This is a genomic window from Enterococcus sp. AZ080 (assembly GCF_051714945.1).
Taxonomy (GTDB): Bacteria; Bacillota; Bacilli; order Lactobacillales; family Enterococcaceae; genus Enterococcus_B; species Enterococcus_B pernyi.
Genome location: NZ_JBIOSV010000001.1, coordinates 166,206 through 179,268, shown reverse-complemented (window position 1 = coordinate 179,268; position 13,063 = coordinate 166,206). Strand labels below are relative to the sequence as shown.

Genomic DNA, 13,063 nt, shown 5'->3' with positions numbered 1-13,063 from the left:
GCAGTCCTATGAGTGAGAATATCATCGAAATCAATCATTTAAGTAAAAAATTCGGCGACAATGAAGTGCTGAAAGATATTAGCATGACCGTCAATAAAGGGGAAGTCGTGACCATCATCGGTTCCTCTGGTTCAGGTAAATCAACATTCTTACGTTGTATCAATTTACTAGAAAAACCATCAGGCGGCGAGATCATTTACAACAACGAAAACGTCTTAGCACCAAAATATAATTTACCAAAGTATCGGACAAATGTCGGTATGGTTTTCCAATCTTTCAATCTTTTCAATAATATGAATGTTTTAGAAAATTGTATTTCTGGACAAACCACTGTCTTAAAAAGAGAGAAAGAGCATGCCCGTAAAGTGGCAATCGAAAACTTAGAAAAAGTCGGTATGAGACAATACATCGAAGCTCGTCCTTCTCAACTATCCGGTGGTCAAAAACAACGGGTCGCTATCGCTCGTGCTCTATCAATGAACCCTGATGTGATGCTCTTCGATGAGCCAACTTCTGCCCTTGATCCTGAAATGGTCGGTGAAGTATTGAATACGATCAAAGATCTAGCCCATACTGGACTGACAATGATCATCGTAACCCATGAAATGGAATTTGCGAAAGAGGTATCTGACCGAGTGATCTTCATGGATAAAGGTGTGATCGCGGAAGAAGGAAGTCCTGAAGATATCTTCGTTCATCCAAAAGAAACACGTACGAAAGAGTTCTTGTCACGCATTTTGAATAACTAATAAAGTATCAAATCACCCTTAGTATTCAAACTACCGCAACTTGATTGAGCAAGGTCATCCTACTCAAAAAGTTGCGGTTCTTCTTTTTATTTATTGTTTTTGTTCCGATCGCTTTATCGGTTGAACTTTTGCGCAACCTCACGTAACATGTGGTTGTGAGAAACCTCTTCAAATTAAGAAGATTCAGATATTGGAGTGATCTTTTGACTAACATTTTTTCGAGGCAGTGAAAACACGCTACTTATTCCTCTCACAGGGTTAGCAGTCGTTTCGTCAATGTGTAGCATCATTCTAGAGAATTCGATAATTTTCAGAAAATTGTTGCAATTCATCACATAATTTGTTACTTTTAACAAAATACAAAAAAGTAAAGGAGTTTTCTATGTCAAAAAAATTATCATTCAAAGAAAATCTATTCATCGGTTCCATGCTATTTGGCCTATTTTTTGGAGCTGGTAATCTTATATTTCCTGTCCATATGGGGCAAGAAGCTGGTGCGGATATCTTCTGGGCAAATCTTGGCTTTTTAGTTACAGGGATCGGTTTACCATTCTTAGGTGTCATTGCGATCGGTGTTTCAAAGACCTCTGGTGTCTACGAATTAGCACAACGAATCAATAAAACTTATGCACTTATTTTTACTGTCTTACTTTATTTAGTCATTGGTCCATTTTTTGCCTTACCACGTTTGGCAACTACTTCTTTTGAAATTGGCTTAGCACCTTTTATTCCAGCAGAAAATCAAACATTATTTTTAGCTATTTTTAGTTTCTTATTCTTTTTAGCTGCTTGGTGGTTATCCAAACGTCCAACTAAAATCTTGGATTATGTTGGTAAATTTTTGAATCCCGCATTTTTAGTATTACTAGGTATCTTGTTATTACTTGCTTTTATCAACCCACTTGGCTCAGTGTCGGATGCGCCTGTCCAACCTCACTACCAAAACCAAGCATTCTTCACTGGTTTTACACAAGGATACAACACGTTGGATGCGTTAGCTGCCTTAGCTTTTGGGATCATTATCGTCACGACGATTCGTGGCATGGGTGTCACAAAGCCTTCTGATATTGCAAGAGATACGATCAAATCAGGCGCGATCAGCATCGTTTTGATGGGGATCATCTATACCCTACTTTCTTATGCAGGAACAATGAGTCTAGGAACATTCCCAATGAGTGCGAATGGTGGTATCGCCTTGGCACAAATTGCTGATCACTATTTAGGAACTTACGGGAGTATCCTATTAGCCTTTATCGTGATTCTTGCTTGTTTAAAAACAGGTATCGGACTGATTACTGCATTCGCAGAAACATTCACTGAATTGTTTCCTAAAAGAAGCTATCTATTCTTTGTAACCGGAACAAGTTTATTAGCATGTTTAGTTGCAAACGTGGGCTTAACGAATATTATTCAGATCTCTTTACCGGTCTTGATGTTTATTTATCCATTGGCAATGACCTTGATCTTACTTGTATTGTTTGGCCCATTATTTAAACAACGTACTTCTGTTTATCGAATGACCACATATTTCACATTACTCGCTTCCATCGTGGATGGACTGAATGCTTGTCCTGATTCAATTAAGCAAACAAGTTTCGTCAAAGGAATTTTAACATTCGCTGATTCCTATCTCCCATTCTTCTCATTAGGAATGGGCTGGATCACACCAGCATTGATTGGCTTTATCATCGGATTATTCTGGAGTTTCTTTAAAAATGAAAAAAAGTCTGACTTGATGGTTAGCTAACAAAAAAAGAGATGTTTAACTTTTTGTATAAAAAAATTAACAACTTTGGTAAACTTTCGTCACAAAATATTCACAACTCACCTTTAATATATAAGTATACCAACAAACAACCCTAACAACACTTTTTCATTTTTAACTCCTTTCCTGCTAGCTCCCCGGCTAGCAGGTCCTTTTTTTTATTCATACCGATCCAACAAATCAAGTTCTTTGAGAATCTTTAGATTCTCTCTTTAGTAAGAAAAACATATAAAAAAGCTATGAAAAAGCAATCTACTTTTTCATAGCTTTTATTCTTATTTAGATAATCGCTCTTGGTCTCCCGTAGGCGAAAGACTAGTGATTTTTTCGATTTGTTCAATTGGGACGATTCGGATTTGTTGCTCTTGGTTTTGCAAGCGAATCATCACTCGGTCATGCTCAACTGTTTTCGTTGCCACCCAACCGGAAAAGGTTTCGTACTTATTGCTTAGTGGATTCTCGCGCACTTGTAGAATCACTAAACTATTCTGAGCTGCAGCTTTCTGGAGTTCGAGAATGAACTCCCCTTGTAACCGTACATTCTCAGCTTTTTCTTCTGTGTCATTCACAAATGAATCAAAAAGTTGAAACGAAGTATTAGTCACTAACTTTGTCAGTTTCTTCATTGGTGATACTGTTTCTTCATCCATTGAATGTACCCCTCCCCTAGCTAAGAATATGTTACTTAATTACTCCTATTTTATCCAATTTTTCTTAAAAAAACAAGAATATAGTTTATTTTATACCAACTTTTACCTAAAACCGTCAAACAACACATGTGTTATTTTAAGTCGTTTTCCATCCATAATTCAAGCCATTTTTCTAAGCCTTCATTGATCAATCGATAGGTTTCTTCAAAGTTATTCGTGTAATATGGATCAGGTACATTTTGTGCTTTTTTGCCAATGACTGGACTCAAAAATAGTTGGATTTTCTCTTGCGCTTCAATCGGCGCAAGTTGCTTTAAGTCAGCCACATTTGACTGATCCATACCGATGATCCAATCAAATTTTTGGAAGTCTTCTTGACGTATTTGGCGAGCAATCATTTCTTGCGTATCAACATGTTCTTTTGCCAAGATCGCTTGTGTACCTGGATGAGGGGCACTACCTACCTCATAGGTACTTGTTGCAGCCGAATCAATGACGAAGGAATCCAACAGATCCTGTTCTGCTACTTTCTTTTTTAATAACCCTTCTGCCATAGGTGAACGACAAATGTTTCCTAAACAAACAAATAATACTTTCGTCATAGCATTCTCTCCTTTTGTATTCCTATTTTTGGAATCAATGAAAAAAGGTCATTCGTCTTTTATTTCCTGTTCTTCTTCCAATGCGTACAACCGATACGAATACAATTCAGTATCTTTGGCTAAACGAAAGAACTGCATTGCAACTTCTAAGGGTGTTTCTGTATAACCTTGTGTGATCCAATTGACTAAGACTCCACTACAGCCATAGGAGAAAAAACGAGCATAAAATAATTTATCTTTGGAAGTTAGTTGTTTTTCTTCATCCATTTGCTCAAATATTTTAATAAATGAGGGTTGGATCAACGCAGAAAATTGCTTTTGCAGAATCTCCTGTTCTGAACTAACGGTACTTGAATAGAACTGTTTATTTTCGGCAATGGCTTTTAACATCAGCAATGCTTGCTCTTCCCAATTGTCGAGAGAAAGCGATTCTGTTTTTAGGTAATGCAATGAATCTTCATAGTACACCCAACGCAATAAATCATACTTATCGGTGAAATGATAATAAAATGTTTGTCGGTTGATGCCTGCTTCGTGTGCGATCTGTTGCACACTGATTTTGCGAAAAGGCTGTGTTTCGCAAAGCGACACCAAGATTTTTTTGATCATTTGTTTCGTATGTGAAGCGTCTCCCACAATGATCCCTCCCATCTCTTCAATCATTATTCTACTATTTGCTCTTTCAATAGAAAAGAGTGATCACACTTGGTAGTCATAGCCAAAGTGTTCATACGCATAGGCGGTAGCGATCCGCCCACGAGGAGTCCGTTTCAAAAAGCCTTTTTGGATCAAAAAAGGTTCATACATATCTTCGACTGTTTCTCGCTCTTCTCCAATATTAACGGATAAAGTGCTTAGACCTACTGGACCCCCACCATACAGCTCGATCATCGTACGTAGCAATTTCTGATCGACATAATCCAATCCCGCTTGATCGACCTGTAAGAGTGTCAATGCGCGGTCAGCAATCAACTGATCGATCTTGCCATCTCCTTGTACTTGGGCAAAATCACGCACTCGTTTTAACAAGCGATTAGCGATCCGCGGGGTCCCACGGGAACGTCGTGCGATTTCTAAAGCCCCTTCGGTGATGATCTCCGTTTGAAAAATATCGGCAGATCGTAAAACGATTTCTCTTAAATCTTCTTCTTCATAGTATTCCATGTGAGCAATGATTCCAAAACGGTCACGTAAAGGTGCAGACAGCATCCCTGCTCGAGTGGTTGCACCGATCAACGTGAAAGGTGGTAACGGAAAATGAACGGGGTGAGCGGTCGGCCCTTGCCCTACCATGATATCTACATAGAAATCTTCCATCGCCGAATAAAGCATTTCTTCTGCCACGCGAGGTAAGCGATGGATCTCATCAATAAACAAGACATCCCCTGCTTCTAGTTCATTCAAAATTGCCACCAGATCTCCTGGTCGCTCAATGGCTGGTCCACTTGTCGTACGGATATTGACTTGCATCTCGTTTGCGATGACCATAGCCATCGTTGTTTTCCCCAATCCCGGAGGACCGTATAACAAGACGTGGTCTAGCGGTTCTTCACGATTACATGCCGCTTCGATGTAGATACTCAATTCTTGTTTTACTTTATGTTGACCGATATATTGCGCAAGCAATTGAGGGCGCAAAGATTTTTCTAAACTTAATTCATTCTCACCAGGTTCTGGTGAAAGAAGATGTTCATCTGTCATCAAGCGTCCTCCTTACTTTTTCATCATCAATTTCAATGCTTGCCTTAAATACTCATCCGTTGTTTGATTGTCGATTTCTTTAAGTTGTTTCTCTACACGTTTGATTTCACGCTCACTGTAACCAAGAGCAGATAGAGCTTCCATTGCCTCTGATAAGGCACTTGCATCTTGAACCGTTGCTTCATCAAATAAAGAAAATGGCATATCGATACTCAACTCGCCAAACTTGCCTTTTAGATCCAAGATCATTTGTTGTGCTGTTTTTTTACCTACACCTGGGAACTTCGTCAAGTAAGTGACATCGCCAGTTTCCACCGCTTGGATCAAGCCAGAATGATCGTCACTCGCCATGATCGCTAATGCACTTTTCGGTCCGATCCCTGAAACACTGACTAATCGTAAAAACAATTGTTTCTCTTCGAGTGAATCAAAACCGTATAGTAAATGTGCATCTTCACGGATGACTTGATGGACATAGATTTTTACTTCTTTATCTAACTTACTACTATAGCGATAAGGGTTACCTAACGCAATTTGATAGCCCACCCCTTGCGTTTCTACAACGATATAATACGGACTGATAAAAGTCACCATGCCTCTTAGATATTCATACATTGAAATTTCCTCTTTCTTTCGCACACATACGTTCCCATATTTCTATCCATTGTAGCATACTTTGCGATTTAAAAAAAGTGTTCCCAAAAACAGAACTACGAGCTTAGGTCTTTGATAAAGACCCAAACTCGTAGCATATTTTCTCTGTGTATTAGCGATTGATAGACGCTTGACCAATCATTTCTTCATGTTGGACTTGGCCTGATTTACTTAATGAGAAATCAGCCACTTTGTCCGTATTCGTTAGAACAACTAAGACATCTGTTTGTTTACCTGCTTGTTCAACGGCACTGAGATCCATCTCTGCTAGTTGTGTCGTTGGCGAGACCTGATCGCCTTCTTTCACAAGAACATTGAACGGTGCACCCTTTAATTCGACAGTATCAAGTCCCATGTGAACAAGAACTTCCACACCGGTTTCACTTAGAATACCGATGGCATGTTTTGTTTCAAATACACTAGTTACTTTACCATTTACTGGCGAATAGATTTTTTGATTGTCCGGAACGATCGCATAGCCCTCACCCATCATTTTTTGTGAGAAAACTGGATCATTCACTTCTGTAATTGCTTTGATTTTTCCGTCTGCAACGGCGAATAACTCTTCATTGGCAGTGGCTACAGCAGTTGTTCCTGCGGCTTCAAAGTTTTGTGTAGGAATAGATACGCCTTCTGCAGTTTGTAATACACTTACTTCTTCTGGATTAACTGGATCTAATTTGTTCAAGATCCCTTTACGTCTAAATACTACAGTTAAACCAAATGGTACGATGATTGCGATGATCATTGCAATCGTGAATGGTAACCACGTTTGTGCTTGGATTGCTAAGATTCCTGGCAAACCACCGACACCGATCGCATTTGCTCGAACATCCATCAAGTTCGCAAACATTCCTGCTACACCAGAACCGATCATTGCAGCTACAAATGGATACACATATTTCAAGTTGATCCCAAACATTGCGGGTTCCGTTACCCCTAGATAACAAGAAATCATCGCTGGGATAGAAACTTGTTCTTCTTTTTTATTGCCACGATGCAAGAAGATGATTGCAAGTACAGCAGATCCTTGCGCAATATTTGACAATGCGATCATTGGCCATAAATTGGTTGAACCAAAGTCAGCAATCAACTGCATATCGATGGCATTTGTCATATGGTGTAATCCTGTAATAACTAGTGGTGCATATAAGAAACCAAATAACGCACTGAATAACCAGCTGATCGATGAAGTCAAGCCAGTATTCACGATTGATGAGATCCAGTTACCAATTGCCCAACCGACTGGACCTAACACTACATTAGCCGCGATAACAGTTGGTAATAGTGAAAACAGTGGGACAAAAATCATTGAGATCGATTGTGGGATATACTTACGGAAGAAAATCTCTAAATAGGCAAGTAAGAACCCGGCAAGCATCGCTGGAATGACTTGCGCTTGGTAACCAATCATTTGTACTTGTGCAAAGCCAAAGTCCCAAAATGGGATATCTGCAGCGGCAGTTGAAGCGACACTATAGGCATTTAATAATTGCGGTGAAACCAAAGTAATCCCTAAAACAATTCCTAAAATCTGTGTCGTTCCCATTTTCTTTGCAATACTCCAAGTGATCCCTACAGGTAGGAAATGGAAAATCGCTTCCCCAGGTAGCCATAAGAATGAATTCACACCATTCCAGAATGTTGAACTTTCTGCAATCGTTCCACCTAAACTCTCGAACTGAATGCCTTCCAACACGTTACGGAACCCTAAAATCAATCCCCCAACAATGATTGCTGGAATCAATGGTGTGAAGATTTCAGCTAGAACTGCAATTGCTCGTTGCAACGGATTAAGATTCTGTTTTGCAGCAGCTTTACTTTGTTCTTTTGAAACGCCTTCAACTCCTGATACCGCAACAAAGTCGTTATAAAATGTTGAGACATCATTTCCGATGATCACTTGGAATTGACCGGCATTGGTAAACATTCCTTTTACACTGTCGATGTCTTCGATCTCAGCTTCATTTGCTTTTGCAGGGTCATTTAAAACAAAGCGCATACGTGTCGCACAATGGCTGACCGCAGCAATATTTTCTTTCCCGCCGACTCCCTTTAACAGCTTCTCGGCATCTGCTTGATATTTCCCCATAACATAAACCCCTTTCATTTGACTTGTTTATACAAGTTGCTTTGTACTCACACTATAATGTTTTTCTCAACAAATTGCAAGCGTTTTATGCTAAAAACATAAATAACTTGTAATCGTTATTATCTTTGTCGTAGAAACATCTTCCTTCTATCCAAGTCCAGTTTGAAATCTCCATATAGCTGTAGTATAGTTTATAAGCGAAGAACGAACGATTGCACGTTAAACGCACATCGGACACCAAAAAATCGAAAATATTACACGGAAGATCACTATTTAACTTACATCAAAGGCGATAATACAAGTGGCAAAAAGCACATTGCTTACGCTCGAGTGTCTAATGTCGGACAAACAGATGACTTGAAAAATCAAGTTGAGTTTTTGAGAAAATATGCAAATGTAAAAGGCATAATTTTAGATGATGTAATCGTGGATATTGGCAGTGGTCTTAATTACAAGTGTAAAACATGGAATCTGTTGTTAGACGAAGTAATGGCGAAGAATGTAGACGCCATTTATGTCACATTTAAAGATAGATAAGTATAATAAAGAGATTGAAGGTGATAAAGATGTTAGTGGCGTACAAAACAGAAATTCTTCCAACAGAAGAACAAAAAAAATCATTAATCGAACCATTGGTGTTGCTCGTTTTGTAAAGAACTTTTATATTTACCACAACCAAGAAGTCTATAAATCAGGTGGGAAATTTGTCTCAGGTATAGATTTTTCAAAGTGGTTGAATAACGACTACATTCCCAACCATCCAGACAAGCTGTGGATCAAAGCTGTTTATGCGAAGTCAACGAAACACGCGATTATGGAGACAGAAAAAGCCTTTAGAAATTTTTTTCAAGGAAAAGCTAATTTTCCTAAATTTAAAAAGAAGAAGCACCAAGATGTATCGATGTATTTCGTGAAGAATGATAAAAAGACAATCATCCGTTGTGAGCGTCATCGGATAAAAGTTCCCTCTTTGAATTGGGTAAAACTGAACGAAAAAGGCTATATTCCTAAACACGATGACAAACATAGCATAAAGAGTGGCACAATCAGCCAACAAGCAAACCGGTACTACCTGTCGGTCATCGTGGAACAGGACTGTACCGCTCAAGTACTGAACGATACTCCTACCGAAGGCGTGGGTATCGACTTAGGATTAAAAGATTTTGCGATTCTTTCCACGGGAAAAACCTATAAAAATATCAATAAATCAGGAAAAATTCGTAAAATCGAAAAACAATTAAAACGACAACAACGCAAGCTGTCGAGGAAATACGAAAGCGAAAAAAAGCGTGTCAACGAAAAACAATCAAAGAGAGGAGAAGCTACTCGCAAAAATATTGAAAAACAAGTCTTGAAAGTACAAAAACTTCATAAACGGTTGACAGATATCCGTAGGGACAGAGTGAATAAAATTGTGTTAGAGCTAGTAAAAACCAAACCAGCTTATATCACAATTGAAGATTTGAATGTCAAGGGGATGATGAAAAACCGGCATCTTTCAAAAGCTGTGAGAGAGCAATCTTTCTATGCTTTTCGTAAAAAATTAGCAGACAAATGTAAAGTCTCTACTATTGAGTTAAGACTGGCCGATCGATTCTATCCTAGCTCGAAATTATGTCATGAATGTGGGCATAAGAAAGTAGCTTTAAAGCTATCAGAGCGTACCTATCGTTGTGAGAACTGTGGGTACGTAGCAGATAGAGATTATAACGCAAGCATGAATTTGAAAGATGTGAAGGAATACAATGTGATTGCATAAGCACGCAACTTTGTATATGTACCGATGGCTTAGTCGGGAATCAACGACTGTGGAGAACGAGACAAACCGTAGTAGTGTCGAAGTGACGAGGCGGCGTTCGGTGAAACAGTAATTCTACCTACGTGAGTGGTAGAGAAATCTCGATATAGGTATTTTTGTCTATATTTTGAGTAGCAGAGGAACGATGAACAAATTCAATGAAATTTTTTTAGACTTAGAAAAGAAAATCTTAGACAAAGAGTATCCTCCTCATACTTTACTACCCAGTGAAAATCAATTGATCAAAATTTATGGTGTTTCACGGGAAACAATTCGTAAAGCACTTAATCTATTGACGACAGAAGGATATATTCAAAAGAAACAAGGAAAAGGATCGATCGTTTTAGACCGAAATCGTTTTGATTTCCCGATTGCTGGACTAACAAGTTATAAGGAACTCCAAGAAAATCAACATATCCCGAGTGAAACGATCGTAAAAACACTTGAAGAAACTGTAGTCGACAACGAATTACACAAAGTAACTGGCTGGGCAGTCAATACACCTGTCTGGCATTTAGTCCGCCAAAGAAAAATCAATGGCGAAGTCGTGATTTTAGATCGGGATTATTTATTAAAAGAAACCGTACCTACTTTAACCAAGGAACAAGCAGCCAATTCGATTTATGAATACTTTGAAAATGAGCTAGATCTCTCCATTGCCTATGCCCAAAAAGAAATCACTGTCGAACCAATCGATGCCAGTATTTCAGAGTCGATGGACCTCCATGACGATCCTTATGTCGTAATTGTCCGTGGCCTCGTTTATTTAGAAAATACTGAATGCTTCGAATACACTGAATCGATCCACCGCCTCGACAAATTCCGGTTCGTGGAATTTGCACGAAGAAGAAGGTTGTGAGAAAGCCGTTCAGCTCCGAGTAGTAAGACGGAACGTGAGAAAATAGCTTCTCATATTTTTTCACGTTTTGACTTACTATTGAAGGAGTTGGCTTTCGAACACCGTTTATCTAGGTTGTGAAAGAAGCGATTAACACTAAGGCAGAAGACAGAAAAATCGAAAATGGCTGTTTCATTTTTGATTTTTTTGGCTTGTGACCGAAGTGTTGCTTCTTGAACACCGTTTATCAAGGTTGTAAGAAAAGCGTCCTGACCTGAACAGTAAGATAGGAAATTGAAAAATAGCTTCTCATATTTTTCAAATTTTTTAGCTTAATGTTGAAGGTCAGCTTTTCGAACACCGTTTATCAAGGTTGTGAAAAAGCCCAGTAGCTCAACGTAATTAGGTAGCAAGTAAAACCTGTTCGTTAAATTTCCGCTAAATTGCTAGGCTATCCTCCCTACTTAAAGCAGATTGTTTGCTTCTATTTCAGATGGCAGTATGATTAGGAGACAAAGGGGGCTGTATCAATGAGTAAACCAACCGACACAAACAAAGAGGACTTAAAAGAAACATTATCTCCGATTTCTTATGCAGTGACACAAGAAAACGCCACAGAACGTCCATTTACTGGAGAATACGACGATTTTTATGAAAAAGGGATCTATGTCGATATTGTCAGTGGCGAACCGCTTTTCAGTTCTGCAGAGAAATATGATGCAGGCTGTGGCTGGCCAGCTTTCAGCCAACCCATCAGCAGAAAAGACGTCAAAGAAAAAGCGGATTTTTCTCACGGGATGCACCGAGTCGAAGTAAGAAGTAATGAAGCCGACTCCCATCTTGGACATGTTTTTAATGATGGACCCGCAGATAAAGGTGGCTTACGCTATTGCATTAACTCTGCTGCCTTGAAGTTTATCCCTTATGAAGAAATGGATGCTGCTGGTTACAGTGAATATAAATTAATTGTCGAATAAGTCGAATGTGATAAAATCACATCGCTCCGAAAAATAAGCCTGAACCTCGGGAAATTGTTCTAATTTCTGGAGGTTCAGGCTTATTTTTGAAGGTGCGCTATAACTTTTATATGATCAAGATCCTTAATACTCGTGCCCATGGAGATTGCCCACTTCTTCAAAACCAGCAGCCTTCCCCTTTTGATGAAAGATTTCTTGCTTGTTTTCTCGGACAATCAAGGTCATCTCTGTACTCGCTTTTTCACGGATGATCCGACTCATTTGACCTTGTTGTGGCGCCATCAACGCATGCCCTTCTTTTGCTAACACTTGCATTTCTAGTTCAATATTTTTTTGCTGTATTCGAATGATCAGATGCTCCTCTTCACGGAAAATCTCCGAAATTTTAGCTCCATCATACGTGGATAAGCGATATTCTTCCCCACCGACTTGCAAAATCGAAATGATTCCTAAAAAACGAAAACCTAAAAACGGGATCTCTGCTGCGGAAAAGAAAAAGCGAGCATCCGAATCGCTAAACTGATTGCATTGGACCCATAAATAGGTTGCGGGAAAGGAACTTCCCCAGTCCTTTTCTAAATAACCGATTCCATTTGTAAAATCAATCAATTGACCGTTCCAACTCAACGTTCCTTCTAACGAATGCTTCATGCTTAAAATTCCGTGATAGCATTCCATAAAAGATAAATAAGAGAAAGGTCCCATGATACTCGGGGCATAGCGACTCCTTTTTAACGGAGTAAACTCTCCATAAGAAATCGTTCCTTCAATCGTCAATGAGGGGCTACGTAAAGCTAGTGTGATTCCTTCCTCACTAAATGTATTCTCACCGATTTTCACAAATAAACGATCTTCGCTTACCATGAAGACTTCACGATCAAAATGAAAGACTTCCGAAGACTCATGATTGATCACTTGGATAAACGGGCACTTTTCTCCTTGTTCTCCAATGGAGTAACCCGGAATAAATGCGTAAACTTCATCGCCGATTTGATGCTTAAAATACCAACCTTCAAAGAACGGCGCTTTTTTCGTTTCACCATGATAAAACTTATCCGTTGTAATCACTTCGTCCACTCCCTTCAGCTAGATTAAGTTTACCATGTTTTTTTATAGCTTCTAGCAGATACGCTTGACTCTAGGTCATGAACTAATGTAACCAGAAAAAACACATGATCCGTTTCTTGCTACTCGGATCATGTGTTTTTGATTTTATTCACCTAGATACAGTTGTCCA

The 13,063-nt window shown here is 39.0% G+C and carries 12 protein-coding genes and 1 pseudogene; 6 read left to right on the top strand and 7 right to left on the bottom strand.

Annotated features, from left to right (window positions below; all coding sequences use genetic code 11):
• Nucleotides 1-8 precede the first annotated feature (8 nt).
• Nucleotides 9-749 carry an amino acid ABC transporter ATP-binding protein gene (locus IGK01_RS00870; RefSeq protein WP_010734385.1) on the top strand — a complete coding sequence of 247 codons (741 nt, stop codon included), beginning with the start codon at nucleotides 9-11 and terminating at the stop codon, nucleotides 747-749.
• Nucleotides 750-1,131: 382 nt separating this feature from the next.
• On the top strand, nucleotides 1,132-2,496 hold the full coding sequence (gene brnQ / locus IGK01_RS00865) for a branched-chain amino acid transport system II carrier protein (protein WP_224434410.1): 1,365 nt from the start codon (nucleotides 1,132-1,134) through the stop codon (nucleotides 2,494-2,496).
• 293 nt (nucleotides 2,497-2,789) lie between these two features.
• On the opposite strand, the gene IGK01_RS00860 is transcribed toward brnQ, so the two are convergent.
• The 6 genes from IGK01_RS00860 to treP all read right to left on the bottom strand — a co-directional run bounded on the left by IGK01_RS00860 (nucleotide 2,790) and on the right by treP (nucleotide 8,213).
• Entirely contained in the window at nucleotides 2,790-3,164 is a 375-nt protein-coding gene (locus IGK01_RS00860) for a hypothetical protein (RefSeq protein ID WP_019724219.1), read from the bottom strand.
• 131 nt (nucleotides 3,165-3,295) lie between these two features.
• Complete coding sequence (locus IGK01_RS00855; protein WP_010734388.1) at nucleotides 3,296-3,766, bottom strand: low molecular weight protein-tyrosine-phosphatase; 471 nt, start codon at nucleotides 3,764-3,766, stop codon at nucleotides 3,296-3,298.
• Between the two features lie 48 nt (nucleotides 3,767-3,814).
• Nucleotides 3,815-4,429, bottom strand: coding sequence for a TetR/AcrR family transcriptional regulator (locus tag IGK01_RS00850; protein ID WP_409173703.1), 615 nt, complete (start codon nucleotides 4,427-4,429; stop codon nucleotides 3,815-3,817).
• 36 nt (nucleotides 4,430-4,465) lie between these two features.
• A complete protein-coding gene (ruvB, locus tag IGK01_RS00845) occupies nucleotides 4,466-5,467 on the bottom strand; it encodes a Holliday junction branch migration DNA helicase RuvB (protein WP_023518933.1) in 1,002 nt (333 codons plus the stop codon).
• Between the two features lie 12 nt (nucleotides 5,468-5,479).
• Nucleotides 5,480-6,082 carry a Holliday junction branch migration protein RuvA gene (gene ruvA, locus IGK01_RS00840; RefSeq protein WP_010734391.1) on the bottom strand — a complete coding sequence of 201 codons (603 nt, stop codon included), beginning with the start codon at nucleotides 6,080-6,082 and terminating at the stop codon, nucleotides 5,480-5,482.
• Nucleotides 6,083-6,233: 151 nt separating this feature from the next.
• Nucleotides 6,234-8,213 carry a PTS system trehalose-specific EIIBC component gene (treP, locus tag IGK01_RS00835; protein ID WP_023518932.1) on the bottom strand — a complete coding sequence of 660 codons (1,980 nt, stop codon included), beginning with the start codon at nucleotides 8,211-8,213 and terminating at the stop codon, nucleotides 6,234-6,236.
• A gap of 222 nt (nucleotides 8,214-8,435) precedes the next feature.
• Here treP and IGK01_RS00830 point away from each other — a divergent pair.
• The 4 genes and pseudogenes from IGK01_RS00830 to msrB form a co-directional block, all read left to right on the top strand.
• Nucleotides 8,436-8,747, top strand: a pseudogene (locus IGK01_RS00830) (recombinase family protein); the annotation flags it as partial.
• Entirely contained in the window at nucleotides 8,728-9,972 is a 1,245-nt protein-coding gene (locus IGK01_RS00825) for an RNA-guided endonuclease InsQ/TnpB family protein (protein ID WP_023518930.1), read from the top strand. The pseudogene IGK01_RS00830 and the gene IGK01_RS00825, both read left to right, overlap by 20 nt.
• A gap of 184 nt (nucleotides 9,973-10,156) precedes the next feature.
• On the top strand, nucleotides 10,157-10,870 hold the full coding sequence (treR, locus tag IGK01_RS00820; RefSeq protein WP_010734394.1) for a trehalose operon repressor: 714 nt from the start codon (nucleotides 10,157-10,159) through the stop codon (nucleotides 10,868-10,870).
• Between the two features lie 509 nt (nucleotides 10,871-11,379).
• Nucleotides 11,380-11,826, top strand: coding sequence for a peptide-methionine (R)-S-oxide reductase MsrB (msrB, locus tag IGK01_RS00815; RefSeq protein ID WP_438840433.1), 447 nt, complete (start codon nucleotides 11,380-11,382; stop codon nucleotides 11,824-11,826).
• A gap of 123 nt (nucleotides 11,827-11,949) precedes the next feature.
• Here the strand turns inward: msrB and IGK01_RS00810 are convergent, their stop codons facing one another.
• Entirely contained in the window at nucleotides 11,950-12,894 is a 945-nt protein-coding gene (locus IGK01_RS00810) for a tocopherol cyclase family protein (RefSeq protein ID WP_438840432.1), read from the bottom strand.
• Nucleotides 12,895-13,063 lie beyond the last annotated feature (169 nt).